The 26301-nt window shown below is 74.5% G+C and carries 22 protein-coding genes; 13 read left to right on the top strand and 9 right to left on the bottom strand.

All coding sequences use genetic code 11. From position 1 onward, the window contains the following. Nucleotides 1-183 precede the first annotated feature (183 nt). The 5 genes from clpB to NFS20_RS15205 all read left to right on the top strand — a co-directional run bounded on the left by clpB (nt 184) and on the right by NFS20_RS15205 (nt 6034). On the top strand, nt 184-2808 hold the full coding sequence (clpB, locus tag NFS20_RS15225) for an ATP-dependent chaperone ClpB (protein WP_251152632.1): 2625 nt from the start codon (nt 184-186) through the stop codon (nt 2806-2808). Between the two features lie 158 nt (nt 2809-2966). Next, the gene (locus NFS20_RS15220; protein ID WP_251152631.1) at nt 2967-3956 is read left to right on the top strand and encodes a diacylglycerol/lipid kinase family protein; all 990 of its coding nucleotides are present in this window, start codon (nt 2967-2969) and stop codon (nt 3954-3956) included. A gap of 76 nt (nt 3957-4032) precedes the next feature. Beyond that, a complete protein-coding gene (locus NFS20_RS15215) occupies nt 4033-4473 on the top strand; it encodes a hypothetical protein (RefSeq protein WP_251152630.1) in 441 nt (146 codons plus the stop codon). Between the two features lie 74 nt (nt 4474-4547). Then, nucleotides 4548-5297, top strand: a complete 750-nt coding sequence (locus NFS20_RS15210; RefSeq protein WP_251152629.1) for a UdgX family uracil-DNA binding protein — start codon at nt 4548-4550, stop codon at nt 5295-5297. Further along, nucleotides 5294-6034, top strand: coding sequence for a YqjF family protein (locus tag NFS20_RS15205; protein ID WP_251152628.1), 741 nt, complete (start codon nt 5294-5296; stop codon nt 6032-6034). The genes NFS20_RS15210 and NFS20_RS15205 overlap by 4 nt, the downstream gene beginning before the upstream one ends. Here the strand turns inward: NFS20_RS15205 and NFS20_RS15200 are convergent. From NFS20_RS15200 to NFS20_RS15185, 4 genes are all read right to left on the bottom strand, one after another. Next, complete coding sequence (locus NFS20_RS15200; protein WP_251152627.1) at nt 6018-6677, bottom strand: response regulator transcription factor; 660 nt, start codon at nt 6675-6677, stop codon at nt 6018-6020. The genes NFS20_RS15205 and NFS20_RS15200 overlap by 17 nt on opposite strands. Next, complete coding sequence (locus NFS20_RS15195; protein ID WP_251152626.1) at nt 6674-7993, bottom strand: sensor histidine kinase; 1320 nt, start codon at nt 7991-7993, stop codon at nt 6674-6676. The genes NFS20_RS15200 and NFS20_RS15195 overlap by 4 nt, the downstream gene beginning before the upstream one ends. Before the next feature lie 163 nt (nt 7994-8156). Beyond that, the gene (locus NFS20_RS15190; protein ID WP_251152625.1) at nt 8157-9029 is read right to left on the bottom strand and encodes a hypothetical protein; all 873 of its coding nucleotides are present in this window, start codon (nt 9027-9029) and stop codon (nt 8157-8159) included. Then, nucleotides 9029-9742 (bottom strand): ABC transporter ATP-binding protein, encoded by a 714-nt coding sequence (locus NFS20_RS15185; RefSeq protein ID WP_251152624.1) that lies wholly within the window; start codon nt 9740-9742, stop codon nt 9029-9031. Before NFS20_RS15185 ends, NFS20_RS15190 begins: the two co-directional genes overlap by 1 nt. Before the next feature lie 291 nt (nt 9743-10033). Here NFS20_RS15185 and NFS20_RS15180 point away from each other — a divergent pair, with 291 nt between their 5' ends. Beyond that, nucleotides 10034-10873 (top strand): peptidoglycan-binding domain-containing protein, encoded by an 840-nt coding sequence (locus tag NFS20_RS15180; protein ID WP_251152623.1) that lies wholly within the window; start codon nt 10034-10036, stop codon nt 10871-10873. 37 nt (nt 10874-10910) lie between these two features. Here NFS20_RS15180 and NFS20_RS15175 read toward each other — a convergent pair whose 3' ends face one another. Next, the gene (locus NFS20_RS15175) at nt 10911-12644 is read right to left on the bottom strand and encodes a cellulase family glycosylhydrolase (protein ID WP_251152622.1); all 1734 of its coding nucleotides are present in this window, start codon (nt 12642-12644) and stop codon (nt 10911-10913) included. 401 nt (nt 12645-13045) lie between these two features. On the opposite strand from NFS20_RS15175, the gene NFS20_RS15170 reads away from it, so the two are divergent. Next, nucleotides 13046-13708, top strand: a complete 663-nt coding sequence (locus NFS20_RS15170; protein ID WP_251152621.1) for a TetR/AcrR family transcriptional regulator — start codon at nt 13046-13048, stop codon at nt 13706-13708. Between the two features lie 30 nt (nt 13709-13738). Here NFS20_RS15170 and NFS20_RS15165 read toward each other — a convergent pair whose 3' ends face one another. From NFS20_RS15165 to NFS20_RS15155, 3 genes are all read right to left on the bottom strand, one after another. Next, the gene (locus NFS20_RS15165) at nt 13739-14560 is read right to left on the bottom strand and encodes a DUF4190 domain-containing protein (protein WP_251152620.1); all 822 of its coding nucleotides are present in this window, start codon (nt 14558-14560) and stop codon (nt 13739-13741) included. 2 nt (nt 14561-14562) lie between these two features. Further along, entirely contained in the window at nt 14563-15201 is a 639-nt protein-coding gene (locus tag NFS20_RS15160) for a DUF4190 domain-containing protein (protein ID WP_251152619.1), read from the bottom strand. Nucleotides 15202-15301: 100 nt separating this feature from the next. Continuing rightward, nucleotides 15302-16093, bottom strand: coding sequence for an exodeoxyribonuclease III (locus NFS20_RS15155; RefSeq protein WP_251152618.1), 792 nt, complete (start codon nt 16091-16093; stop codon nt 15302-15304). Nucleotides 16094-16168: 75 nt separating this feature from the next. Between NFS20_RS15155 and NFS20_RS15150 the strand changes: the two genes are divergently transcribed. The 3 genes from NFS20_RS15150 to NFS20_RS15140 all read left to right on the top strand — a co-directional run bounded on the left by NFS20_RS15150 (nt 16169) and on the right by NFS20_RS15140 (nt 22460). Then, nucleotides 16169-16933 (top strand): SDR family NAD(P)-dependent oxidoreductase, encoded by a 765-nt coding sequence (locus tag NFS20_RS15150; RefSeq protein ID WP_251152617.1) that lies wholly within the window; start codon nt 16169-16171, stop codon nt 16931-16933. A gap of 24 nt (nt 16934-16957) precedes the next feature. Further along, the gene (gene pyrE, locus NFS20_RS15145) at nt 16958-17533 is read left to right on the top strand and encodes an orotate phosphoribosyltransferase (protein ID WP_251152616.1); all 576 of its coding nucleotides are present in this window, start codon (nt 16958-16960) and stop codon (nt 17531-17533) included. A 211-nt stretch (nt 17534-17744) separates the two neighbouring features. Continuing rightward, nucleotides 17745-22460 (top strand): HtaA domain-containing protein, encoded by a 4716-nt coding sequence (locus NFS20_RS15140; RefSeq protein WP_251152615.1) that lies wholly within the window; start codon nt 17745-17747, stop codon nt 22458-22460. A gap of 143 nt (nt 22461-22603) precedes the next feature. Here NFS20_RS15140 and NFS20_RS15135 read toward each other — a convergent pair whose 3' ends face one another. Beyond that, complete coding sequence (locus NFS20_RS15135; RefSeq protein WP_251152670.1) at nt 22604-23344, bottom strand: HAD-IIA family hydrolase; 741 nt, start codon at nt 23342-23344, stop codon at nt 22604-22606. Nucleotides 23345-23445: 101 nt separating this feature from the next. Between NFS20_RS15135 and NFS20_RS15130 the strand changes: the two genes are divergently transcribed. The 3 genes from NFS20_RS15130 to fbaA all read left to right on the top strand — a co-directional run bounded on the left by NFS20_RS15130 (nt 23446) and on the right by fbaA (nt 26277). Then, on the top strand, nt 23446-24450 hold the full coding sequence (locus tag NFS20_RS15130) for a DUF368 domain-containing protein (RefSeq protein WP_251152614.1): 1005 nt from the start codon (nt 23446-23448) through the stop codon (nt 24448-24450). Next, on the top strand, nt 24447-25184 hold the full coding sequence (locus NFS20_RS15125) for a TrmH family RNA methyltransferase (RefSeq protein WP_251152613.1): 738 nt from the start codon (nt 24447-24449) through the stop codon (nt 25182-25184). The genes NFS20_RS15130 and NFS20_RS15125 overlap by 4 nt, the downstream gene beginning before the upstream one ends. A gap of 70 nt (nt 25185-25254) precedes the next feature. Next, nucleotides 25255-26277 (top strand): class II fructose-bisphosphate aldolase, encoded by a 1023-nt coding sequence (gene fbaA, locus NFS20_RS15120; RefSeq protein WP_251152612.1) that lies wholly within the window; start codon nt 25255-25257, stop codon nt 26275-26277. Nucleotides 26278-26301 lie beyond the last annotated feature (24 nt).

Here is a 26301-nt window from a genome sequence, read left to right as displayed (position 1 = left end):
TGTCGCGGATCCGCGGCGGGGGCGAGGGTCGATGCCGATTTGAGACGAACGTCCGGAGACTTCATCCGTCCCGGCCCGCAGGGCCGTGCGCATGGCGGGCGAGCCAAGTTGAGCGGAATACACTCAACTTGAGGACCGTTCCACTGGTCAGACCCTGTTCCCTGATCAACCACCGGAGCCCCGATGGAGACGAAGTTCACCACGATGTCGCAGCAGGCGATCGGCGACGCGATCCAGACCGCCACCGCTGCGGGCAACCCCCAGCTCGAGCCGACCCACCTCCTGGCGGCGCTGCTCGCCCAGGACGGCGGCGTCGCCGTCGGGCTGCTCGACGCCGTCGGCGCGGACAAGCAGGCGATCGGCCAGCGGCTGCGCGCCGCGCTCGTCGCGCTGCCCACGGTGAGCGGCTCCGCCGTCGCGCAGCCCCAGCCGTCGCGGGCGACCTCGGCCGTGCTCGAGAACGCCTCGAAGGAGGCGCAGGGGCTCGGCGACGAGTACGTCTCGACCGAGCACCTGCTCATCGGTCTGGCCGCGGGCTCGTCGCAGGCCGCGACGATCCTCCAGCAGGCCGGCGCCCCGGCGGACGCGCTGCGCTCCGCGCTGCCCGCGGTCCGGGGGAGCGCACGTGTCACGAGCCCCAACCCCGAGGGCACCTACAAGGCGCTCGAGCAGTACGGCACCGACCTCACGGCCGCGGCCGCCGACGGCAGGCTCGACCCCGTCATCGGCCGCGACTCCGAGATCCGCCGCGTGGTCCAGGTGCTGTCGCGCCGCACGAAGAACAACCCCGTCCTCATCGGGGAGCCCGGCGTCGGCAAGACGGCCGTCGTCGAGGGCCTCGCGCAGCGCATCGTCGCCGGCGACGTCCCCACGTCCCTGCAGGGCAAGCGGCTCATCTCCCTGGACCTCGCGAGCATGGTCGCGGGCGCGAAGTACCGCGGTGAGTTCGAGGAGCGGCTCAAGGCCGTGCTCGAGGAGATCCGCTCGTCCGACGGCGAGGTCGTCACCTTCATCGACGAGCTGCACACCGTCGTGGGCGCCGGCGCAGGTGGAGAGGGCGCGATGGACGCGGGCAACATGCTCAAGCCCATGCTCGCCCGCGGCGAGCTGCGGCTCGTCGGCGCCACGACGCTCGACGAGTACCGCGAGCACGTCGAGAAGGACCCGGCGCTCGAGCGCCGTTTCCAGCAGGTCTTCGTCGGCGAGCCGTCCGTCGAGGACACGGTCGCGATCCTGCGCGGCCTCAAGGAGCGGTACGAGGCGCACCACAAGGTGACGATCGCGGACTCCGCGCTCGTCGCCGCCGCATCGTTGTCCGACCGGTACATCCCCGGCCGCCAGCTCCCCGACAAGGCGATCGACCTCGTCGACGAGGCCGCGTCGCGCCTGCGCATGGAGCTCGACTCGTCGCCCGTCGAGGTCGACGAGCTGCAGCGCGCGGTGACACGTCTCGAGATGGAGGAGGTCGTGCTCTCCGAGTCGACCGACCCCGCGAGCCTCGAGCGCCTCGAGCGGCTGCGTGCCGACCTCGCCGACCGCCGGGAGGAGCTCGCGTCGCTCACCGCGCGGTGGGAGGCCGAGAAGGCCGGGCACAACCGCGTCGGCGACCTGCGCGCGAAGCTCGACGAGCTGCGCGTCCAGGTCGAGCGCGCGATCCGCGAGGGCGACCTCGAGACCGCCGGGCGCCTGCAGTACGGCGAGATCCCGCAGGTGCAGCGCGAGGTGGACGAGGCGGAGCGCGCCGAGGCCGCCGAGGGCGCGGCCGACGCGGTCGGCGGAGCGGACACCGCGCCGATGATCGCGGACAAGGTCGGTGCGGACGAGATCGCCGAGGTGGTCTCGGCGTGGACCGGCATCCCGGCGGGCCGCATGCTCCAGGGCGAGTCCGAGAAGCTCCTCCACATGGAGGAGGTCATCGGCGAGCGCCTCATCGGGCAGCGCTCCGCGGTGTCCGCGGTGTCCGACGCCGTCCGGCGCGCGCGTGCGGGCGTCGCCGACCCGGACCGTCCCACGGGCTCGTTCCTCTTCCTCGGCCCCACGGGCGTCGGCAAGACCGAGCTCGCGAAGTCGCTCGCGGACTTCCTGTTCGACGACGAGCGCGCCATGGTGCGCATCGACATGTCGGAGTACTCCGAGAAGCACAGCGTCGCCCGCCTGGTCGGCGCGCCCCCGGGCTACGTCGGCTACGAGGAGGGTGGCCAGCTCACCGAGGCCGTGCGCCGTCGGCCGTACTCGGTCGTGCTGCTCGACGAGGTCGAGAAGGCGCACCCCGAGGTCTTCGACATCCTGCTCCAGGTGCTCGACGACGGCCGTCTCACCGACGGCCAGGGCCGCACCGTCGACTTCCGCAACGTCATCCTCGTGCTCACGTCGAACCTGGGCTCGCAGTTCCTCGTGGACCCGCTGCTCGAGGACTCCGCCAAGCACGAGGCCGTCATGAGCGCCGTCCGGGCCAGCTTCAAGCCGGAGTTCCTCAACCGCCTCGACGACGTCATCGTGTTCGACCCGCTGAACCTCGAGGAGCTCGGCCGGATCGTGGACCTCAGCGTGGCGCACCTCGCGGCGCGCCTCGCCGACCGCCGGATCACGCTCGACGTGTCGCCCGCCGCGCGCGAGTGGCTCGCGCTCGAGGGCTTCGACCCCGCCTACGGCGCGCGCCCGCTGCGCCGCCTCGTGCAGCGCGAGATCGGCGACCGCCTCGCGCGAATGCTCCTCGCGGGCGACGTCGCGGACGGAGACGTCGTGCGCGTGGACCGCGATCCCGACGGCGGGGGCCTCACCCTGGCCACGGAGGTGCTGACCGCCTGAGGGCGGTGACGGTTCGGCGGCCCGGTCGCGTCCTCGGCAGCTCGCGCTGCCGAGCACGGCCCGGGCCGCCGAGGCGCGTCCGGGCTCCCGAACCGTCGTCGTGCGCCGCCGGACCCCCGCCGGGGCGCGCGGAGGCGCCGACCTCGCCATACTCAGGTGTGCCCAACGACCCGCAGGCCCCCGAGACCGCCCAGCCCGCCGTCGAGCAGCGGGAGGACGACCGCCGCCCGCTGCGCTCGGCGGTGATCGTCAACCCGAACCGCGTCGAGGGGCTCGACGAGCTCCGCGAGGAGATCGCCGACGCGCTCGCGGACGCGGGCTGGCCCGAGCCGGCCTGGTTCGACACGACCGCCGAGGACCCGGGGACGGGCCAGGCGCGCAGCGCTGTCGAGGGCGGCGCCGAGGTCGTCTTCGTCGCCGGGGGCGACGGCACGGTGCGCGCCTGCATCGAAGGGCTCGCGGGCACGGGCGCCGCGCTCGCGATCCTCCCCGGGGGCACCGGCAACCTGCTCGCGACCAACCTCGGCATCCCGACGCGTTCCGTCGACGGCATCCGGATCGCGCTCGAAGGGGGGCGTCGGACGATCGACGTCGGCGAGGTCGACGGCCAGGCTTTCGCCGTCATGGCCGGGATGGGCCTCGACGCCGCGATGATGGACGACGCCCCCACGGCGCTCAAGGCGCGCGCCGGGTCGATCGCGTACGTGTTCTCCGCCCTCAAGCACCTGGCGGACGACGAGATGCACCTCGAGGTGACCGTCGACGGCGCGACCCGTCGCCGCCGCGCTCGCACCGTCGTCGTGGGGAACGTCGGCCGGCTCCAGGCCGGGACGAACCTCCTCCCCGACGCGGAGCCCGACAACGGCCAGCTCGAGGTCGCGATCATCGCGCCGCGCAACGTAAAGCACTGGGTCCAGCTGCTGTGGGGGGTCGTGCGCGGCAAGAGCCGGGTGCCGAGCCGCGAGGTCGTGCGGGGCCGGGAGATCTCCGTCGTCTCCGACCGGCCCCAGCCGCGACAGCTCGACGGCGACGTCATCGAGCCGTCCGAACGGCTCGACGTGAGCGTCCGCCCCGACGCGCTCGTGGTGTGCGTCTACCAGCCCGAGGAGTCCGACGACCTCGCCGAGGGCGGGCCGAAGGGCTCCTGACTCTCCCTGACCTCGCGGCCGCCGCCGGCGGCGGGTCGCCGCCCTGGCCACGGAGGACTCCGGCAGGATGACGGCCATGAGCGCCCCGGAGACCCCGCCACCCGCCTCGCCGTACGGCGCGGCGCCCCACCCGTACGGCGACGCCTACCCGCCCGGTGCGCAGCCGGGCGCTCCGTCCCCGGCAGCGCCGACGAAGCCCACGCTCCGGTCGGGCCTCGCCCTCGTGTCGTTCTGGGCGGGCGTCGCGACGGTGCTCGTCGGCGCCGTCTACACGCTCGCGCTGCCCGTCGTGATCCGGTCGATGAGCTTCACCTCGACGTCGTACGTCGTCCTGCAGGCCGGGCACGGCATCCTGTCCGTGGTCCTCGCTCTCGTCGCCGTGGTCACGGGGCTCGTCGTGCTCGTGCGGCGCGCGCCCGGGACCGGCTTCGCGGCCGCGGGCACGGCGCTCGGGGCGGCGGCTCTCGTGAGCGTCGTGCTGGGTCTCCTCCAGGGCGTGATCCTGCGGACCTTCTGAACCGCTCCGTCGCCGGCCGGCGTCCACGACGACGTACGGGTGCGAGGCGCCGCCGTCGGGCGCACGGTGGGGCGATGAGCCCGTCCCGTGCTGCGACCGCACCACGCCGACCCGGCGCGCAGAAGTGGGTCCCCGACGGCGCAGCGGCCCGCGACGTCGACGCGCTCGCCGGGGCCGTCCAGGGCTGCCGAGGGTGCGAGCTGTGGGCGGACGCGACGCAGGCGGTGTTCTCGCGGGGAGCCGACGACGCTCCGATCGTCCTCGTGGGCGAGCAGCCGGGCGATCGCGAGGACCGCGAGGGAGAGCCGTTCGTCGGGCCGGCAGGTCGCGTCCTCGCCGACGCGATCGAGGCCGCCGGGATCGACCGCGAGCGTGTGTACCTCACGAACGCGGTCAAGCACTTCCGCTTCGAGCAGCGGGGGAAGCGCTGGCTGCACAAGACTCCCGACGTCGCGCACGTCCGCGCCTGCCTGCCCTGGCTCGAGGCGGAGGTCGCCGCGGTCCGGCCGCGTGTCGTCGTCGCGCTCGGCGCCACCGCCGCGCGCGCCGTGCTCGGCCGACCGGCCCGGGTCACCGCCGAGCGGGGGCGCGTCCTCGACCCGGACGACGGTTCGGAGGAGTCCCGTCGTGACGGGCCGCAGGACGGCACCCAGGGTTCCCGCGGCGGCACGACGGGGGGGTCGCCCCTCGTGGTCGTCACCACCCACCCCTCGGCGCTCCTTCGTCTGCGCGACCGCTCGGGCTGGGACGAGGCCTTCGCCGCGCTCGCCGCCGACCTGCGCGTCGCCGCCGAGGCGGCGGGACTCGGGACGCGCGACGCGTGACGACCGCCGTCCCCGACGCGGCCGTCCGGCTCCCCGTCACGACGCAGCGGTGGGCTGCGCTGACCTTCCTCCACTGGCCGGTCGACGCCGCCGCCGTGCAGCGGCTGCTGCCCCGCGACCTGCGGGTCCAGACGTACGACGGCGCGACGTACGTCGGCCTCGTGCCGTTCCGCATGGAGGACGTACGGCTCGGGCCGCTGCCCGTGGTCCCGGGGTGGTCGACGTTCGGTGAGCTCAACCTGCGCGTCTACGTCCGGGACGGCGCCGGCGGTGAGGGCGTGTGGTTCCTCGCGCTCTGGTGCGAGCGCGCCGCGTTCGTCGCGGTGACGCGCGCCGCAGGGGTGCCGTACCACCGGTGCCGTGCGGCGGTGCGCGACGACGCGGGCGACGTCCTGCGGTACCGGTACGCCTCGACGTCGCGCTCCGCGCCCGTGCGGTTCGACGCCCAGGTGCGGGCGCTCGGCGAGGTGGACGCGTCGTCCGGCCTCGAGCGGTGGCTTACCGCGCGCTGGGCCGCGTACGCCGTGAGGGCGGGGCGGACGTGGCGGATCCCGGTCGAGCACGAGCCCTGGACCCTGCGCCGCGGCAGCGTCGAGCACCTCGCGACCGACGCGCTCGAGCGCCACGGGTTCTCGGCCGCCGGAGCGCCGCTCGTCCACGTCGCGGCCCGGCCGGTCGACGCGCGCCTCGGGTTCCCGCGGCCCGCCGGGCGCCCGGAGGTCACGCCCCGGGCGTGACGAGCCCGTGCTCGTACGCCCACACGACGAGCTGCACGCGGTCGCGCGCGCCCGTCTTCGTCATGACCCGGCTCAGGTGCGACTTCACGGTGCTCGGCTCGAGGAAGAGGGCCGCCGCGATCTCCGCGTTCGACGACCCCCGGCACAGCAGCGCGACGATGTCGTGCTCGCGAGCGGTGAGCAGCCCGGCCGCGTCCTCGTCCCGGGTCGCGGGGGAGCGGCGCCGCGCGAACTCGTCGATGACGCGGCGCGTGAGCGACTGGTCGACGAGCCCGTCCCCGGACGCGACGCGCCGCACGGCCTCGACGAGCACCTCGGGCTCCGCGTCCTTGAGGAGGAACCCGCTCGCGCCCGCCTCGAGCGCGCCGAACACGTAGTCGTCGAGGTCGAACGTGCTCACGACGAGCACGGGCACGGGGTCGACGACGTCCGGCCCGGCGAGCGCGCGCGTCGCCGTGATCCCGTCCCCGCCGGGCATGCGCACGTCCATGCACACGACGTCGGGCCGCTCGCGGCGGGCGACGCGCACGGCGTCCGCGCCGTTGGACGCCTCGCCGACCACCTCCAGGCCCTCGCTCTCGAGGATCACGGTGAAGCCGGCGCGCACGACGGCCTGGTCGTCGACGAGCACCACGCGGGTCACGGGTTCTCCTTGCCGGTCGTGGACGGGTGCGCGGGCGCCGCGCGGCGGTCGGGCGGGGCGGACCGGGGGACGGTCAGGCGGACGCGCCACGCGCCGTCGGGCAGGAGTCCCGCGGCGAGCGTGCCGCCGACCATCGCGGCCCGCTCGCCCATGCCGATGACGCCGTGCCCCGGTGGTCCGCCGGCCGACCCGGGGGCGCCCGCCGGGACCGCGTTGCGGACCGTGAGGACGAGGTCGGTCGGACCGTACTCGCGGAGCACGTCGACGGGCCGGCCGGGGCCGTGCCGGCGCGCGTTCGAGAGGGCCTCCTGGAGCACCCGGAACACGGTGAGCTGCACAGCGGGCGGCAGGTCCCAGGGGTCGCCCCGCACCTCGTCGCGCACGACGGCGCCCGCCGCGCGCGCGTCGTCGAGCAGGGCGGGCACGTCGTCGAGGGTCGGCTGCGGCGCGGGCTCGGCGGCGCCGGACCCGCGCAGCAGGCCGACGACGAGGCGCAGGTTGTCGAGCGTCTCGCGGCCCTGCGCGCGGATGCGGCGCATCGACTCCTTGGCCTGCTCGGGGTCGCGGTCGACGAGCCGCTCGGCGGCGGCGGCCTGGACGACGATGCCGGAGAGGTGGTGGGCCGCGACGTCGTGCAGCTCGCGCGCCATGCGTCCCCGCTCCTCGAGGACGGCGCTCGCGGCCAGGGCCTCGCGCTCACGCTCCGCACGGCGCACCCGGTCGCGGAGCTCGGTGAGCAGCGAGCGCCGCGTCGCGACGTACTCCCCGACGAGCGCGGCGACGAGGTAGGTCGCGAGCGCGTTGAGGAGCGCCCCGGACGCCTGCGCCGCATAGGCGGCGCCGCTCGTGCCGAGCGTGCCCACCCCGCCGAGCGCGAACAGGAGCAGCGCCTGCCCTGCGGCCGCCGCGGCCGCGGCGACGAGCCCGCGCCGCCGCGGCGCGTAGGCGCCCGCTGAGTATGCGGAGACGAGCGTCGCCGGGGCCTGGAACGACAGGTACGACGGCAGGATCGCGAGGAGCGCGACCTGCCCGGCGACGGTGAGCGCGAGGCACATGACCGGGAACCGGCGCCGGACCACGAGGCACGCCGCCTGCGCGACGAGCACCACGAGCACGGCGACGCGCTCGCCCGTCGTGACGACGACGGCGCCCGGGCCGGCGCCGAACGCGCTCCCGGCGTCGGACACGACGACCCGCTCGACGCCGAGGAAGAGCGCGACGCTCACGAGCGCGACGACACCGGCGAGGACGGCGTCGCGTCCCGTCTCGGTGCGCACTCCGAGGGCGGCGAGCCACCGGCGCAGGGTCAGGGTCACACGGGTCTCCAGGGTCGGGGGGCGGGAGGGTGGTGCGCCCACCCTAGGCGGGGTGCGGTGAGATCGGTCGGTCGGCGTGAGACCGGTCGGTCGGTGTGAGATCGGTCCTCTCAACGACCGACGTCACGCCGACCGGCCGATCTCGGTGCGGCGTCCGACGCGCTCACACGAGGTCGCGCCGCCGGAACGTCAGGGCACCGCTGCCGAGCAGCACGACGACCCACGCGCACAGCCCCGCGAGCGCGACGGTCACGCCGAACGGCGCGCTCCCGCCGAGCAGCTCGGCCGCGCCCTGCCCCGTCGTGGCGAGCGACGCGAGGCCGAGCGGGAGCCACGACGCCGCGGCCGACTGTCCGCCCGAGAGCAGCGTCACGACCGCCTGGACGAGCGGCTCGACGAGCGCGAGCGCCCCGACGGTGACGACCGCCGCCACCTGGTGGCGCACGAGCGTGCCGACCGCGAGGCCGAACCAGGAGAGCAGCACGAGGACGGCGAGGCCGCGGCCCCAGATACCGAGGACCTCGCCCGGCGACAGCTCGAGGCGCGCGCCCGGCGTCGTCGCGATCGCGACGAGGAGACCGGCGGCGCTCACGACGGCGAGCGCGACGCCGACGACGAGCGCGACGGTCGCCGTCGCTCCTGCCTTGCCGGCGAGGACACGGAGCCGGGACGGCTGCACGAGCGCGGTGGGCACGATGCCGCCGGTGCGGAAGTCCGTGGTCACGGCGAGGACGCCGAGCAGCAGCATGCAGACCGCCGTGATCCCGGTCGACCCGCCGCTCCCGCCGCCGGTGGCGAGCACGTCGAGGACGGTCCGCTGGAACGCGGCCTGCGTCGGGTCGGCGAGCGACGAGAGGTCGGGCTCGAGGTCGGCCGGAAGACCGGGGGTCGTCCCGCCCAGCGACCCGAGGCTCCCGAGCACGTGGGGGAGGGCCACGAGGAAGCCCTGGACGAGCAGCATGCCCGCGAGGGCGACGCCCCCGATCACCCACGCGGCGCGGGTGGTGCGGAGCTTGAGGATCTCGGCGCGGTACATCAGCGGACTCCTTCGGTCGTCGCGGTGAGGTCGAGGTAGTAGTCCTCGAGGGAGCGGTCGCTCACGAGCGCGTCGAGCGGGCCGTCGGCGACGACGCGCCCCTGGCCGATCACGACGAGGTCGTCGGCGACCTGGCGCACCTCGGACAGCACGTGGCTCGCGAGCAGCACGGCGCCGCCGTCGTCGGCGAACCCGCGCAGCAGGTCGCGCAGCCAGCGCATCCCCGCGGGGTCGAGGCCGTTGGCGGGCTCGTCGAGCACGAGCACCCGCGGCTCGCCCAGCAGGGCCGCCGCGAGGCCGAGGCGCTGACGCATGCCGAGCGAGTAGGTGCGCACGCGGCGGTCGGCAGCGGGCGTCATGCCGACGAGCGCGAGCACCTCGTCGACGCGGCGCGCCGGGAGCCGGCCCGCCGCGGCGAGCACGCGCAGGTGGTCACGGCCGGTGCGGCCGGGATGCAGGCCGCCGGCGTCGAGGAGCGCGCCGACCGTGCGGGCCGGGTCGGACAGCTCGTGGAACGCGCGCCCGTGGACCGTCGCGGTGCCGGCGGTCGCCGACGCCAGTCCGAGCAGCACGTGCAGGGTGGTGGTCTTGCCGGCGCCGTTCGGCCCGAGCAGCCCGACGACGCGTCCCGGCTCGACCGCGAAGGTCACGTCGTGGACGGCGTCGAACGGGCCGAAGGACTTGCGCAACCCGGTGATCTGGACAGCAGGCACAGCGTCCCCTTCCGGTGGACCGCACGGGCTCTCCGTGCGGTCACACCAGGCTCGCGGGGACGGCCGTCCCGCGTCTTGGGCCGCGTGGGGGAACCCTGCTTGCGACCTCCGGCGGACCCGGAGGGGCTCGACGCCCGGCCGCCGGGTGACCGTGCCGGTGTCGGCGCAGGTCACGGCGGCGAGCGTGACAGGGCGGGTGGGCATGGGGCAGTCTGGTGAGCCCGACACGACCGCTCGGCGGGCTGCCTGCTGCGCCGTCCACCGGTCCCGACCGCGCTGGAAGGAGGCGATGTGCACCGCCGTCCCGACCTGACCGACGAGCCCCGACCGGGCTCCCCGGACAGCCCCGACGCCACCGGAGCGCCCTCCGCGAGCCGTCGCGACGTCCGCCGGCGTGCGCGGTCGTCCCTGCCGTGGGGTGCCGTCGTCGCGGGTGCCGGTGCGGTGACGATCGTCGTCGCGGCGGCAGGCATGGTCGGCGCCGCGACCGGTGGGTCGCCACCCGTCGTCGTCCCGGCGAGCGCCGCCGAGGACTGGGACGCCGGGGCGGACCCGGTGGTCGTGCCGCGCCCGGACGAGCCGCGACCCGTCGTCACCCGGATCCCGCCTCCCGAGGACGAGGAGCCGGCGCCGCGCCCGTCGTCGACCCCTGACCGGCCCGCCGTGACGCCTCCGGCACCGCCCCTCGCAGAACCGGCTCCCGCACCGACCCCGAGCGCGGCACCGGCCCCGAGCCCGACGCCCACGGCGACACCGGCCCCCGACCCCACCACGGAGCCCGACGCACCCTCGGCCACGTGGGTCCAGGAGCGCCTGCAGGTCCACGGGGTCGACGTCGAGGTCACCGGAACGATGGACGCCCCGACCGTCGCGGCTCTGCGCGACTTCCAGGAGGCGCACGGCCTGACGGCCGACGGCCGGGTCGGGACGCAGACGCGCGCGGCGCTCGCCGCCGCGCCGGAGGAGTCCGGAGGTGGCGAGGAGACGAACCCGACCCCGCCGCCCACGACACCGCCGACGGAGCCGACGACGCCCACCGAGCCGACCTCTCCCGGCTCCACGACGAACGGCGAGGGCGCTGCGCCGTCCGTGCAGTCCACGCCGCCCACCGCCGGCGACGGGACCGACTGACAGACGTCCCCGTCGGTCGGCCCCGGCGCAGGCCGGGTCAGCCCGCTGTCCCGGTGACCGCGGTGCCGGTGACCGTGGCACCGTCGCGCTGGACCGTGTACTCGACGACCTCGCCGCTCCAGAAGTGGAACGTGAGGGTCACGGGCGCGCCGTCGGTCACCTCGGCGAAGAAGGCGGGACGCAGGACGATCTCCTCGGCCGTCGCGTCCGGTGCGAACGTCACGTCGAACTCCTTGAACGACGTCCACGCGTGCGGACCGGCGTTCGTCCCGTCGGCGTAGCGGGCCTCCATCGTCGCGAGGCGGTCGCCGCGGAACTGCGTCGGGACGGCGAAGTCGTCCGTCGTGCCGGTGGCCTCGCCCAGGACGGGGACGTCGGCGCCGACGACCTCGATCCACCAGGGCAGCCCGCCGGCGTACTTCACGCGCAGCTCCGTCCGCGTGCCCAGGGTCCCGTCGCCCGCGAGGCGGTCGAGGAGCCCGGCCGAGAGCGTCAGGTCGTTGCCGACCAGCGTGTAGTCGCGTCCCTCCTTGAGCTTCTTCTTCCCGTCGTACAGGTCGCGGAACCGCGTGCCGTTCGGCTCGAGGACGACGGTCTGCTCGGTCACCGCGCCGGCACGGACGAACACCTGGTCCGTGGAGGCCGTCCCGGAGCGCCGCGTCCAGCTCGTCGAGACGTGGTCGAAGAGCTCGGGGTCACGCCAGGTGAGCGCCGTCCGGTCGAGGTGCTGGCCGTTGTCCCACAGCATCGTCGTGATGCCCGTCGTCCGGGCCTGGTGGCCGAGCCGCTCGAAGAACTTGAGCTTCTCGCCCTGCTCGATCGTGCCGGTGTGCCGGTCGAACCCGAGGAGCCCGTACTCGCCGAGGATCACGGGGACGCCCCGCGCGACGAACGTGTCGTGGACGCGCGCGAACGTCCCGTCCATGTCGGCCCGGGCCACGTCGTCGAAGCGTGTGCCGCCCGCGACGTTCACGCTGAACGGCCAGTAGCCGTAGTAGTGGAACGTCGCCGCGAGGTTCGGGTCGTCGAGCGCGTCGAAGGTCTCGACGAGCGCGTCCAGCCGACCCTGGTCGGCGTTGGTGTGGAGCGTGGGCAGCACGAGCACGCGGTCGGCGTTGCGGCCACCGGACGCGCGGACGACGTCGTGGAACACGGTGTTGAGCTCGTCGAGCAGCGCGTAGGCGGTCGCGTCGTCGACGTCCGCGAACTGCGGCTCGTTGATGCTCTCGAAGAGCACCGTGCGGGGCTGGTCGCGGAACCGCTCCGCGAGCTGCTCCCACGTCGCGGTGAACTGGGCGAGCACGGCGTCGTGGTCGGTGCCCATCCGATGGGTCCACATCCACGAGTCGTGGTGGACGTCGAGGAGCACCGAGAGGTCCTCGTCGACCGCCCAGTCCACCACCTGCTCGACCCTGTCCAGCACGGCCGGGTCGATCGTGAACTCTGGCGCGGGACCCTGGTGCTGGCCCCACGTCACCGGGATGCGGACGCTCTCGAAGCCCTGGTCCTCGATCTCGTCGAGGAGCGCCCGCGTGATCGCGGGGTTGCCCCAGGCCGTCTCGTCCCCGCCGACGGCGTCGAGCGAGTTGCCGAGGTTCCAGCCGGGCTGCATCGCGGCGACGACCTGGCTCGCCGACGGCGTCGGGGCCGGTCGCTTCGCGCCGAGGTCCGCGGCGGTACCGGTGCTCGCGGTCGCAGGAGCCGCGAGGGACGCCGCCACCGCGACGGTCGCGGCGAGCGCCAGGAGACGGGTGGGTCGGGATGGTGTCACGGGGATGCCCTTCGTCGCGCAGGTCCGTCGCCCGTCGGGATGCTCTCCGGCGAGCGGTCCGTCGGGGGGACGGGTCCGTCGCCCCCGGTCTGGTACGCCTCACCGCGACTGTGCGGTCGAAGCGCTTCGACCGTCACGGTAGGGGACGACGCACGGTCCGGCAAGGGGCCGCACGGTCCGGCGGGCGGCCCGTGCAGCGAGAAGCAGGGCGTAGCCGGAGGGGTCACGGTGTCCCGCACCGCTGTCACGGCGTCGGGACACTGCCGCGCTGAAGGCGAACCGCTTCGCCCGCGCGGGACGGGACCCCGCGGTACCGCCACGCGACGAGGAGCACGGTGTCGTCGGGAGACCCTCTTTCCGGTCGGTAAGGTTCCAGTCGGGACGACGGACGGGAGAACGCGATGACGAGCGCGACGATCGGGACGGGACAGGCCGGCGGCGCACGCCGTCGGACCGATCCCGCGGACCCTGGCCGCGGGTACGCGAAAGGGCGGGCGAAGCGCGAGCAGATCCTCCAGGCGGCGATCCAGCTCTTCGGCGAGGTCGGGTACCACTCGGCGTCGCTGCGCGAGCTCGCCTCGCGGGTGGGGATGTCACATCCCGGGCTCCTCCACCACTTCCCGACGAAGGTGGCGCTGCTCGAGGCCGTGCTCGAGCACCGTGACGTCGTCGACCGGTCGGATCTCGGCGAGGAGATCGAGCAGGGCGTCGACTACCTCGACGCGCTCGTCGCGCTCGTCGAGCGCAACAGCAGGAAGCGGGTCGTCGTCGAGCTGTTCACGGCGCTCGCTGCGGAGGCGACCTCGCCGGACCACCCGGCGCACGAGTACTTCGTCCGGCGGTACGCCACGACCGTCGCGGCCATGCAGGACGGGCTGCAGCGCTACGCCGACGCCGGACGGCTGCGCGACGGGGTCGACGTCGCCGTCGCGGCGCGTCACCTCGTCGCGCTCATGGACGGACTGCAGGTCCAGTGGTTGCTCTCGCTCGACCGCGACGACGCTGGACACGTCGACATGGCGTCGGACCTCCGGGCGTACCTCCGGCTGATCCTCACCGTCTGAGGCGCGCCGCCGAGGCGGGCCCGGTCGCCCTCAGCCGAGGAGGTCCGCCGGCAGCGGCGCGTCGCTCGCGGCGAGGCACAGTCCGGTCCGGTCGCCGTCGCGCCACGACGCCTCGGTCGGTACCCACACGACGCGCTCGACGCCCTCGGGCGCCGCGGCGCCGAGCGACTCCGGTCCGCACACCCGGGCGACGCGGCGGTCGGCGGCGGTCTGCCCGGGCCACGCCTCGTCGGCGCCGAAGTCGGTGCGCGCGACGACCTGGGCGCGGTGCTCGTCCGCGCACGGCACGACGCGCACGCGCGTGACCTCGCCGTCGGACGGCAGCTCGTCGAGGCAGCTGCCGAGCACGAGCTGGCGGGCGTGCACGGTCGCGGGCTCGTCGACGTCGCCCGCGAGGGGCGTCCGCGCCTGCTCGCCCTGCCACCAGGCGAGCCCGCCGACGACCCACCCGAGCGTGACGGCTGCGCCGACGACCATCCCGGTCAGCGCGAGCCCGCGCCCGCGGGTGCGGTACGCGCGCACCCGGGACAGCGCGGCGCCGCCCAGGCCGATCCCGACCGGACCGAGGAGGAGCCCTGCGGGCAGGCTCGCCACGGCGAGCGGCTCCGTGCGCGGGGGAGGCGGCGCCCAGCCGGGCGCGTAGTACGTCTCGGGCGCGAAGCCGCCCGTCGCCGGGTAGCCCTCCGTGGCGGCACGGTCGCCGGAGGGCTGGGGAGGCGGCGCCGGCCGCGCCGACGGTGCGGCCGGGGGAACGCCGGACGGCGACGCGTCGGGTGGGCCGCCCGAGGGAGCCGGTGGCGGCCCCGGGGGGCGCGGCCGGTCGTCGGGCGAGGCGAAGAGGTCGTCGGCCATGGTCAGACCCCGCCCGTGACCAGTCCGAGGAGCACGAGCCCCAGCGCGACCGTCCCCACCGCCCCGACGGCGATCCCGGCGACCGCGAAGCCCTTGCCGCGCTTGCCGTCACGCATCACCTGGTTCAGCGCGACGATGCCCAGGACCAGCCCGACGACGCCCGTGAGACCGAGGCACAGGAGGAGGCTCGCGACCGAGACCACCATCGACGCGACCGCGAGCCCGTTCATCGGTGTCACGGGGGCGTACGGCTGCCCGTACGCGCCCGGGTGCACGGGGCCGTAGCCGGGTGGCGGGTAGCCCGGTGGCGGGTAGCCCGGTGGGGGGTACCCGGCGGCAGGGTCGACCGACCCGGGGTACGGCGTCGTGCCGGGCGGTGTCCCGTACGGCACCGGTGACGCCGGGCCGTACGGCGACGCCGCCGGTCCGGACGGCGTGCCCACGGCTCCCGACGGCGGCGCGAACCCGTCGTCCCCGGTCCCCGGGGCCGTGCTGCCGGCCGAAGGTGCGGCCGGGGCGACGGCGTCGTCCTCGGCCGGCAGGTCGTACGGCGACCACGGCTGCTGCTGCGGGCGACGGGGCGCGTACGGGTCCGAGGGGTCGTCCGGGGAGCCGTACGGCGGGACGGGCGGCGTCGTCATGGACACACCGTAAGTCGTCCGGGCGGTCAGCCTCGGTGGGCGCCCACAGGGTCGTGGGAGGAAGGGGTGGGTCGGCGTCCGGTCGGCGGTCGGTCTGCGGTCAGCCGGCGAGGTCGACGACGACGGGCACGTGGTCGGACGCGCCCTTCCCCTTGCGCTCGTCCCGGTCGATCACGACGCCGGTCGCCCGGGCGCGCGCCGCGGGGGACAGGTACGCGAAGTCGATGCGCATGCCCTCGTTGCGGGGGAAGCGCAGGCGCTGGTAGTCCCAGTACGTGTAGGTGCGCTCCGCGGGGATCGCCTCGCGCGTGACCTCGGTGTACCCGGCCGCGCCGAAGGCCGCGAACGCGTCGCGCTCGGCGGGTGTCACGTGCGTCTTGCCCGCGAACTTCGCGACGTCCCACACGTCGGTGTCGAGCGGTGCGACGTTCCAGTCGCCCACCAGCGCCACCTGTGCCGACGGGTCGTCCGCGAGCCAGCCGGCGGCCCGGTCGCGCAGCTCGTCGAGCCAGCGCAGCTTGTACTCGTAGTGGGGGTCGCCGACCTCGCGCCCGTGCGGGACGTACAGGCTCCACACGCGCACGCCGCCGCACGTCGCGCCGAGCGCGCGCGCCTCGACCCGGGCAGGGTCCCCGAAGGCGGGCTGACCGGGGAAGGAGGTCTCGACGTCGTCCAGGCCGACGCGTGAGACGACCGCGACGCCGTTCCACTGGTTCACCCCGACGTGCGCCACCTCGTAGCCCGCGTCCTCGAACGGCCCGACGGGGAACTGCGCGTCGGTGCACTTGGTCTCCTGGAGCGCCAGGACGTCCGTGCCCGACCTCTCGAGGAATGCGACCGCCCGGTCGACGCGGGCACGGATCGAGTTGATGTTCCAGGTCGCGAGGCGCACGAGGACCAGCGTAGGTCCGGACGCCCGCCCGCACGTCCGCACGCCCGGCCGTCGCCGCGACCGTAGGCTGTGGCCATGGCGACAGCACTCATCACCGGCGCGAGCGCCGGCCTGGGCCTGGAGTTCGCGTGGCAGCTCGCCACGGCGCGGCACGACCTCGTCCTCGTCGCGCGCGACGAGGACCGTCTCGACGAGGTCGCCGGGCAGATCCGGGCCGCCGCGGGCGTCCACGTCCAGGTGCTGCCGGCGGACCTCGCCGCGCCCGACGACGTGGCGCGCGTCGCCGAGCGCCTCGCCGCGTCCGGCGACGGCGAGCAGCGCCCGGTCGGCCTCCTCGTCAACAACGCCGGCTTCGCGACGCACCAGCGGTTCGTGGGCGGCGACGTCGACGTCGAGCTCGGCGCCCTCGACGTCATGGTCCGGGCCGTCCTCGTCCTGTCGCACGCCGCCGCCGGCCAGATGACCGCCCGGGGACGCGGCGCGATCCTCAACGTCGCCTCGGTCGCCGCGCTCACCGCCGGCGGCACGTACGCCGCCGCCAAGGCGTGGGTCCGCACGTTCACCGAGGGCCTCGCCGTCGAGCTCGCCGGCTCGGGTGTGAGCGCGACGGTCCTGTGCCCCGGCTTCACGTACACCGAGTTCCACGACCGCGCCGGCATCGACATGTCCGGCCTGCCCGACGTCGCCTGGCTCGACGCCGACCGCGTCGTCGCCACGGCGCTCGCGGACGTGCGGCGCGGCGTCGTCATCTCGACGCCGTCGACGCGGTACCGGCTCGCCTCCGCGGCGCTGCGCGCGATGCCTCGCTCGGCCGTACGGGCGATCGGCAAGTACCGGTAGACCGCGGCGACTACCCTGACGGTCGTGACTACCGACCTCTCCTCGACCCCGCGCGAGCAGCTGCTCGACCTCATCCGCGAGCTCGCCGTCGTGCACGGCAAGGTCACGCTCTCCTCGGGCAAGGAGGCGGACTACTACGTCGACCTGCGACGCGTCACGCTGCACCACCGCGCCGCGCCGCTCATCGGGCACCAGATGCTGGACCTCCTCGAGGAGCAGGGCCTCGGGACGGCCGAGGTCGACGCCGTCGGCGGGCTGACGCTGGGTGCCGACCCCATCGCGACGGCGCTCCTGCACGCCGCGGCGTCCCGAGGCCAGGACCTCGACGCGTTCGTCGTGCGGAAGGCCGCGAAGGCGCACGGGATGCAGCGTCAGATCGAGGGGCCCGACGTCACGGGTCGCCGCGTCGTCGTCGTGGAGGACACGACGACCACGGGCGGGTCGCCCATCGCCGCGATCGAGGCCGTCCGCGCGGCCGGTGGCGAGGTCGTCGGGGTCGCGACGATCGTGGACCGCGCGACGGGCGCGGGCGAGAAGATCGAGGCGCTCGGCGTGCCGTACCACTTCCTCTTCAGCCTGGAGGACCTCGGCCTGGCCTGAGCCCGGCCGGGCCCTCTGCTCGCGACGCCCTGCGGCCCTCGGCCGTGGGGCGTCGTCGTGCGGTCGGTCACACCGCGAGAAAAAGGCAAGGCTTACCTTGCCTTGGTGAGGTTTGCCTTATATGGTCACGTCGCGACGGCGTGTCACCTCGCTGTCCGTCCCGCCCGCAGCCCTGCCGAGGCGGCCGCGAAGATCCAGCACCGGAGACCTTGTGCGCACATCCCTGCCAGGACGCCTCAGTCGCGCCCTCGCCACGTTCCTCACCGGCGCACTGGTCGCCGGTCTCACCGTCGGGGGCGTCGTGGCCCCCGCCCACGCGGCGGCACCCGCCGTCGAGGGTGGTTCCGCGACCTGGAACTTCGTGGACTCGTGGTCGAGCTACGTCACGGGTCCCATCGCGCAGGGCACCATCACGCCGGCGCCCGGGCCCGGGGGCTCGGTGTACACGCCCGCGTCGGGCACGTACGACAGCCAGACGGGCACCGGCACGGTGCACCTCGCCGGCTCCACGCGCTACGAGGGTCATCACGGCGCCCTCGACGTGACGATCTCGGACCTCACGCTCGAGCTCACCGGTCCGACGACGGGGGTGCTGCGCGCCGACTTCTCGGGCACGGTCACCGAGGGCGCCGGGAACGACGCCACGGTCGCCGAGGTGACGGTCGCGGCGACCCGGGTGGGCGACGACGTCACCCTCACCGCGAACGGGACGGTCGGCGCCTCGCTCGCGGGCGTGTCGAGCTACTTCTCGATGTACTCCGGGCGCGCGATCGCGCCGCTGACCGCGACGTTCACGGCGCCGGAGCCCGTCTCGCCGGCGGTGGAGACGTCGACGACGCTCGCCGTCTCGCCGTCGGGCACCTCGGCCGAGGGCGACGCCGTGACGCTCAGCGCGACCGTCTCGCCCGCTGCGGCCGGTGTGGTCGAGTTCCGTGACGGTGGCTCGGTCCTCGGCACCGCCGAGACGGCGGAGGGCGTCGCTCGCCTCGAGAAGAGCGACCTCGCCGTCGGCGACCACGCTCTCTCCGCGGTCTTCACCCCCGCGGACCCCGCGGCGTTCGCCGGCTCGACGTCGGCCGCCGTCGGCCACGCGGTCACCGCCGTCGAGCCGGAGCCCGAGCCCGTCGCGGACCCGAAGGTGACGGTCACACCCTCCGCACCGGTCGATCCCGCGGTGGAGAACACGTTCACGGTGTCCGGGACCGGCTTCGTCGGTGACGCCGCGCAGTACGGCGCGTACGTGGTGCTGGGCGACGCGTCGATCTGGGACGGTTCGGGTCCGCTGGTGGCGTCGGGGTGGCTGAACCTGGGGTGGGTGCAGCCGCGGCAGATCGTGGACGGCGCGTTCACCACGACGTTCACGGTGCCGGCGGGATCGTTCGATCCCGAGGTGCAGTACGTGGTCGCGACGTCGGCGGCGCACGGCCTGTCGGCGACCGACCGCCGCCTGGACACCTTCACGCCGGTCGCCGTCCAGGGCGCCGAGCCGCAGGAGCCCGTCTGGGAGCCGTCGATCACCGTCTACGCCGCGGACGGCGTGACGCCTCTCGGCGACACCGCCGTGCGGGCGGGTGACGAGATCGTCGTCAAGGGCTCCGGGTTCGACCCGGAGGCGAACGTCGGCGGCCGCGGCATGCCGATCCCGGCGACCCTGCCGCAGGGTACGTACGTCGTGCTCGGGAAGTTCGCCGAGCAGTGGCGCCCGTCGGAGGGCGTCGCCTCCTCGGCCCGCAAGGTCGTGTCGCAGAGGTGGGCGCTGGCGGAGTCCGTGCTCGACCAGGTCCCGGCGGCGTTCCAGCAGACGATCCGGGACCAGTGGGCGGAGATCACGCCGGACGGCACCTTCGAGGCGACGCTCACGGTCGCCGCGTCCGACGCCGAGGGGCGCTACGGCGTCTACACCTACGGTGCCGGCGGCGTCACCAACGCCGACCAGGAGCTCTACGCGCCGGTCGCCTTCACCACCGAGCCGCCGGCACCCGTCTGGGAGCCCGCCGTCGAGGTCTTCGCGGCGGACGGCTCGACCCCGCTCGGCGACACCGAGGTGACGGTCGGCGACACGGTCGTCGTCAAGGGCTCGGGCTTCGACCCGGCGGCGAACGTCGGCGGGCGGGGCGTGCCTGTACCGGCGCACCTTCCCCAGGGCACCTACGTCGTGTTCGGCAGCTTCGCCGAGCAGTGGCGCCCGTCCGAGGGCGCCCCGTCCGCGAACCGCAAGGTCGGCTCGCAGGTGTGGGGCCTCGCGGAGCCGGTCCTCGACCAGGTGCCCGCGCAGTTCCAGTCCGCGATCAGGGCGCAGTGGGCGGACATCGCCGAGGACGGCACGTTCGAGGCCACGCTCGTCGTGAAGAACCCCGCAGCGATCGAGGGGGGACGCCACGGCGTCTACACCTACGGCGCGGGCGGCGTGACGAACGCCGACCAGGAGCTCTACGTCCCGGTCGCGTACGACGCCCCGGCACCGCTCACGGTGACGCCCGCGTCGTCGACGGTCGAGCCGGGCACCACGGTCACCCTGACCGTCGGGGGCCTCTCCGCGGACGACACCGTCAAGGACGTCACGTTCGGCGGCAAGGCGGCGACGCACACCCGCGAGGGCGGCACGATCGTGCTGACGATCCCCGACGACGCCGTCGACGGCGACGTCACGGTCACCGTGACGTCGGCGCTCGGGGTCTCGGGCAGCACGACCCTCACGGTGAGGGCGCCGCTCGTGGCGGACCCGCAGGTGACGGTCACGCCGTCGTCGGGGATCGATCCCGCGGTGGAGAACACGTTCACGGTGTCCGGGACCGGCTTCGTCGGTGACGCCGCGCAGTACGGCGCGTACGTGGTGCTGGGCGACGCGTCGATCTGGGACGGTTCGGGTCCGCTGGTGGCGTCGGGGTGGCTGAACCTGGGGTGGGTGCAGCCGCGGCAGATCGTGGACGGCGCGTTCACGACGACGTTCACGGTGCCGGCGGGGTCGTTCGACCCCGAGGTGCAGTACGTGGTCGCGACGTCGGCGGCGCACGGCCTGTCGGCGACCGACCGTCGTCTGGACACGTTCACCCCGCTGGGGATCGCGCAGCCGGCTCCCGAGGCGCAGCCGACCACGACGTCGTTGAAGGCGTCGTCGGCGAGCCTGGTCGAGGGCTCCGCGGTCACGCTGACGGCCACGGTCTCGCCGCGGGCCGCCGGCACGGTCCGGTTCGTCGCCGGGAGCGCGGTGCTCGGGACGGCGACCGTCGTCGACGGCGCCGCGACGGTCGAGGCGAAGACCCTCGCCGTGGGCACGCACGCCGTGACCGCGACGTTCGTTCCCGCCGACGGCGCGGCCTTCCTCGGCTCCACGTCGGACGCGGTCTCCGTGAAGGTCTCGGCGAAGCCGACCGGCCCGAGCACGGCGGGCAGCCTCACGTGGGGCGTCAAGGAGTCGTTCCGGAGCTACATCGTCGGGCCGATCGCGCACGGCGGTGCCAGCGCCACGGCCGGTGCGGCCGTCGTCGACGGGCTCTTCCGCTTCGGCCAGGCCGAGGGCGGCACGTGGTCGTCGAGCGCGGGTCGCGGGACGGTCGAGTACGCCGGGGCGGTCCGGTTCACCGGCCATGACGGCCTGCTCGGCCTCGCGCTGACGAACCCGGTCGTCGACATCACCGGGGCCGGCACGGCTCGCCTCCTCGTGGACGCGACGTCGACGGGCCTCGACGGCTCCTCGTTCGACCGGGACGGCGTCGTGTTCGCGACGCTCGCGCTCGGCACGCCCACCACGGGAGCCGACGGCGCGGTCACGTACCGCGGCGCGCGCGCGACGCTCACGGCCGACGGCTCCGCCGCGTTCGCGGGCTTCTACCCGGCGGGGACGGCGCTCGACGACGTCACCTTCACGATCGGCGCCGCGGCGACGCTGCCCGGCGGCGACGGCGGCCAGATCGGCACCCCCGGCGACGGGTCGACGGGCGGCTCGGTCGACCCGGCGAGGGCGACGCTCTCGGTCTCCCAGGCCGCCCCGGGCGACGAGGTGACGATCAGCGGTGTCGGGTTCGGCGCGAACGAGGCCGGCATCCGCTCCGAGATCCGGTCCACGCCGCAGACCCTCGCGACCGGCGTCGTCGCGAACGCGGGCGGTGCCGCGAGCACGACGGTCACGATCCCGGCGGACGTCGCGCCGGGTGAGCACACGCTCGCGCTCGTCGGCGCGAGCCACGAGGCGACGGCACCGATCACGATCGTCGGGAGCGGCACGACGACGGGCTCGGGCTCCGGGCAGGGTGCTGCGGAGGAGAAGTGCTTCGCGCAGGGCGTGAACGGCGCCACGCTGACGTGGGGCGTGAGCGACCGCTTCCGCGCCTACGTCACGGGCCCGATCGCCCAGGGCGCCGTCTCGACGAGCGGGGTGCGCGACAACGGCACGACGTTCACGTGGAGCGGCGGCAAGGGGTCCTTCAACACCGACCTCGGCAAGGGACGCGCGAGCTACGGCGGCACGGTCTCCTTCTCGGGCCACGACGGCATCCTCGACCTGCAGATCTCGAACCCGCGCGTCGTGGTGGACGGCTCGACGGGGACGCTCGTGGTCGACGTCCGGAGCAGCGACATGGAGGGCGCCAAGTCCTCGTCGAACGGCGTCGCGTTCGCGAGCCTGGACCTGTCGGGCGCGAGGTCGACGTCGGGCTCGACCGTCACGTGGAGCGGCGCGCCCGCGACGCTCACCGCGGCCGGGGCGGCGGCGTTCGCCGGGTTCTACGACGCGGGCACCGCGCTCTCGCCGGTGACGTTCTCGTTCCCCGTCGGCGGCGACGTCGAGTGCGACGTGTACTCGGGCCTCGCGGCCACCGGCTCGGACGGCGCGGACGTGGCGCTGACGGCCCTCGTCCTGCTCCTCACGGGCACGGTCCTCGTGGGCGCCACCACGCGTCGTCGGGCTCGGGCGCGTGTGACCGCCTGACGGCACAGGGAGCACGACGGCGCCCGGTCACCTCGGTGACCGGGCGCCGTCGTGCTGTCCGCGCTGGCCCGTGAGGTGACGCCCGTGGGCGGGCTCGGCTCCGAGGGATCGGCTCCGAGGAGCTCGGCTCAGCGGGGCTCGGCTCAGACCAGGTCGACGAGGTCCGCGACCGAGTCGACGACCTTGCTCGGCCGGAACGGGAAGCGGTCGACCTCGGACATGCGGGTCGAGCCCGTCATGACGAGGTAGGTGTACAGGCCCGCCTCGATGCCCGCGACGACGTCGGTGTCCATGCGGTCCCCGATCATCGCGGTCTTCTCCGAGTGCGCGTCGATGCGGTTGAGCGCGGACCGGAACATCATCGGGTTCGGCTTGCCGACGAAGTACGGCTTGCGTCCCGTCGCGGACGTGATCATCGCGGCGACGGCGCCGGTCGCCGGCAGGGGACCCTCCTGCGAGGGGCCGGTCGTGTCCGGGTTGGTGCAGATGAAGCGCGCGCCGCCGAGCACGAGCCGGATCGCCTTGGTGATCGCCTCGAACGAGTAGGTGCGCGTCTCGCCGAGCACCACGTAGTCCGGGTCCGACTCGGTGAGCGTGTAGCCCGCCTCGTAGAGCGCCGTCGTGAGCCCCGCCTCGCCCACGGCGTACGCGCTGCCGCCCGGGATCTGGTCGTGCAGGAACTGCGCCGTGGCGAGCGCCGAGGTCCAGATCGCCTCCTCGGGCACCTCGATGCCCGACGTCGCGAGCCGGGCCCGCAGGTCGCGCGCCGTGAAGATCGAGTTGTTCGTGAGGATGAGGAACGGCCGGCCCTTGTCCCGCAGGGCCCGGACGAACTCGGGCGCGCCGGGGATCGCGTGGCCCTCGTGGACGAGGACCCCGTCCATGTCCGTGAGCCACGACTCGATCGTCCGGTGTGTCACGTTGCGCTCTCCTTCGCCGGTGGTGCCACCGCCAGGGTACTGGGCGTCCGGGCTACCCTTCGCGGGTGACGACCCCTCGCGACGAACCCGCCGACCTCGGTGAGCGGCTGGACCAGCTCGACCGGCCCGAGCACGACGAGCACCCCGCGCACCTCGCGCGTCGGCGGACCTCGTGGCGCTCGGCGCCCGCCTCCGCGGTCCGTGGAGGCCTCGTCGGTGCCGCGGAGTCCGTCCCCGGCATCTCCGGCGGCACGATCGCCCTCGTCGTCGGCCTGTACGACGACCTCATCGACGCCGCGAGCGAGCTGCTGCACGCCGCCCGGGAGCTCGTCGTCGGAGTGGTCCGGCGCCGTGGCGTCGCCCCGGCGGTGGCCGCGCTCCGTGCCGTGGACTGGCCGCTGCTCGTCCCCGTCCTCCTCGGCATGCTCGTCGTGCTGCTCCTGTCCCTGCGCCTCATCGCGCCGCTGCTCGAGTCGCACCCCGTCCCCGTCCGGTCGGTGTTCTTCGGCATGATCGTCGTCTCCGTGGCGGTCCCGCTGCGACTCATGCCCGGCCGCTTCCGCGCTCTCGACGGCGCGCTGCTCGTCGTCGCCGCGGTCGTGGGCTTCCTCCTCACGAGCCTGCCGCCCGGGCAGGTCGACGACCCCTCGCTGTGGTTCGTGTTCCTCGGTGCCGCCATCGCGATCAACGCGCTCGTCCTCCCCGGCGTCTCCGGCTCGTTCGTCCTCCTCGCCATGGGTCTGTACGTGCCCGTCCAGCAGGCGTTGTCCGACCGCGACCTCGCGTTCGTCGGGGCGTTCGTGCTCGGGGCCGCGGTCGGCCTCGCGTCGTTCGTCAAGCTGCTGCAGTGGCTGCTGCACCACCGCCGTCAGACGACCATGGCGGTGCTCGCGGGCCTGATGATCGGGTCGCTGCGGGCGCTGTGGCCCTGGCAGGAGGAGGACGGGACCCTCCTCGCCCCGACCGGGTCCGTGGTCGTGCCGGTGCTGCTGGCTCTCGCCGGCGCGGCCGTCGTCGCCGGCGCGATGGTCTGGGAGGCGCGCGTCGCGCGCCGGGCCGCGGACGCGTGACCGCGGCGTCCGGGGCGCCGGATGCTTCGAGGCGTCCCGCGGAGGAGCGTGAGGTCGGCGTCGGGCCCTGGCCGGGCGGTCGGGCGGCGTGGCCGCGCGTCGACGCGGCGGGCGCGCCGTCGACCGACCCGCAGGACCCGCTCGACCCGCGGTACGACCCCGAGCTGCTCGAGCACGGCGACCGGCGCAACGTCGTCGACGCCTACCGGTACTGGACGGTGGACGCGGTCGTCGCGGACCTGGACGCACGACGGCCCGCGGACCGGTTCTTCCACGTCGCGATCGAGAACTGGGCGCACGACCTCAACATCGGCTCGGTCGTGCGCACGGCGAACGCGTTCAGCGCGGCGGGCGTGCACGTCGTCGGCCGACGACGCTGGAACCGGCGCGGCGCGATGGTCACCGACCGCTACCTGCACGTGCACCACCACGCCACGGTCGAGGACCTCGCGGCGTGGGCGGAGACCGAAGGGCTTCCCGTCCTCGGCGTCGACAACGTGCCGGGCTCGGTGCCGATCGAGGGCTTCGCGCTCCCGCGCGCGTGCGTGCTGCTGCTCGGCCAAGAGTCCTCGGGCCTCACGCCCGAGGCCGTCGCGGCGAGCGAGGCCGTCCTGCACATCACGCAGCTCGGCTCGACGCGCTCGCTCAACGCCGGTGCGGCCGCCGCGATCGCGATGCACGCGTGGGTCGTGCAGCACGCGGACGTCGGGGGACCACAGGTCGAACGGCCCTGACGGCCCCGCGGCCATCCGTGCCAGACTTTGACCGACAACACCACCCCGCACGACTCCCCAGGAGCTCCGCATGCCCATCGCAACCCCCGAGGTCTACGCCGACATGATCGACCGGGCGAAGGCAGGCAAGTTCGCCTACCCGGCCGTCAACATCACGTCGTCGCAGACCGTCACCGCCGCGCTCCAGGGCTTCGCCGAGGCGGAGTCCGACGGCATCATCCAGGTCTCGGTGGGTGGCGCCGAGTACGCGTCGGGCTCGACGGTCAAGGACCGCATCTCCGGCTCGCTCGCGCTCGCCGCGTACGCCGCCGAGGTCGCGAAGAGCTACCCCGTGCAGATCGCGATCCACACGGACCACTGCGTCAAGAAGAACCTCGACTCCTGGGTCCGCCCGCTCCTGCAGATCGAGGCCGAGCAGGTGAGGAACGGCGGCCTGCCGACGTTCCAGTCGCACATGTTCGACGGCTCGGACATCCCGCTGGACGAGAACCTCGTCATCGCCGCGGAGCTCCTCGAGCTCTCGCAGGCGGCCCGCACGATCCTCGAGATCGAGGTCGGCGTCGTCGGTGGCGAGGAGGACGGCCACGAGGCCGAGATCAACGAGAAGCTCTACACGACCGCCGAGGACGGCCTGGCGACGGTCCGCGCGCTCGGCGCCGGCGAGAAGGGCCGCTACCTGACGGCCCTCACGTTCGGCAACGTGCACGGCGTCTACAAGCCGGGTGCCGTCAAGCTGCGCCCGTCGATCCTCGCCGAGATCCAGAAGACCGTCGGCGCGGAGATCGGCAAGGAGAACCCGTTCGACCTCGTGTTCCACGGCGGCTCGGGTTCCACGGCCGAGGAGATCTCCGAGGCGGTCGACCACGGCGTCATCAAGATGAACATCGACACGGACACGCAGTACGCGTTCACGCGTCCCGTCGTCGGCCACATGTTCGGCAACTACGACGGCGTCCTCAAGGTCGACGGCGAGGTGGGCAACAAGAAGGCCTACGACCCGCGCGCCTGGGGCAAGCTGGCCGAGGCCGGCATGGCCGCCCGCATCGTCGAGGCCGCGCAGCAGCTGCGCTCGGCGGGCAACAAGCTCCGCTGACGCACACGGTGTCCCGACGCACTG

It is taken from the genome of Cellulosimicrobium sp. Marseille-Q4280 (assembly GCF_943181405.1).
GTDB lineage: Bacteria > Actinomycetota > Actinomycetes > Actinomycetales > Cellulomonadaceae > Cellulosimicrobium.
The sequence above is the reverse complement of the archived record's forward strand: the minus strand, read 5'-3'. Positions and strand labels throughout refer to the sequence as shown.

Coding starts and splice junctions, on each gene's coding strand:
- NFS20_RS15190 (WP_251152625.1), bottom strand. CDS start 9,029: ATGTACCGCGCCGAGATCCTCAAGCTCCGCACCACCCGCGCCGCGTGG.
- NFS20_RS15135 (WP_251152670.1), bottom strand. CDS start 23,344: ATGGACGGGGTCCTCGTCCACGAGGGCCACGCGATCCCCGGCGCGCCC.
- NFS20_RS15170 (WP_251152621.1), top strand. CDS start 13,046: ATGACGAGCGCGACGATCGGGACGGGACAGGCCGGCGGCGCACGCCGT.
- NFS20_RS15210 (WP_251152629.1), top strand. CDS start 4,548: ATGAGCCCGTCCCGTGCTGCGACCGCACCACGCCGACCCGGCGCGCAG.
- clpB (WP_251152632.1), top strand. CDS start 184: ATGGAGACGAAGTTCACCACGATGTCGCAGCAGGCGATCGGCGACGCG.
- fbaA (WP_251152612.1), top strand. CDS start 25,255: ATGCCCATCGCAACCCCCGAGGTCTACGCCGACATGATCGACCGGGCG.
- NFS20_RS15160 (WP_251152619.1), bottom strand. CDS start 15,201: ATGACGACGCCGCCCGTCCCGCCGTACGGCTCCCCGGACGACCCCTCG.
- NFS20_RS15150 (WP_251152617.1), top strand. CDS start 16,169: ATGGCGACAGCACTCATCACCGGCGCGAGCGCCGGCCTGGGCCTGGAG.
- NFS20_RS15215 (WP_251152630.1), top strand. CDS start 4,033: ATGAGCGCCCCGGAGACCCCGCCACCCGCCTCGCCGTACGGCGCGGCG.
- NFS20_RS15165 (WP_251152620.1), bottom strand. CDS start 14,560: ATGGCCGACGACCTCTTCGCCTCGCCCGACGACCGGCCGCGCCCCCCG.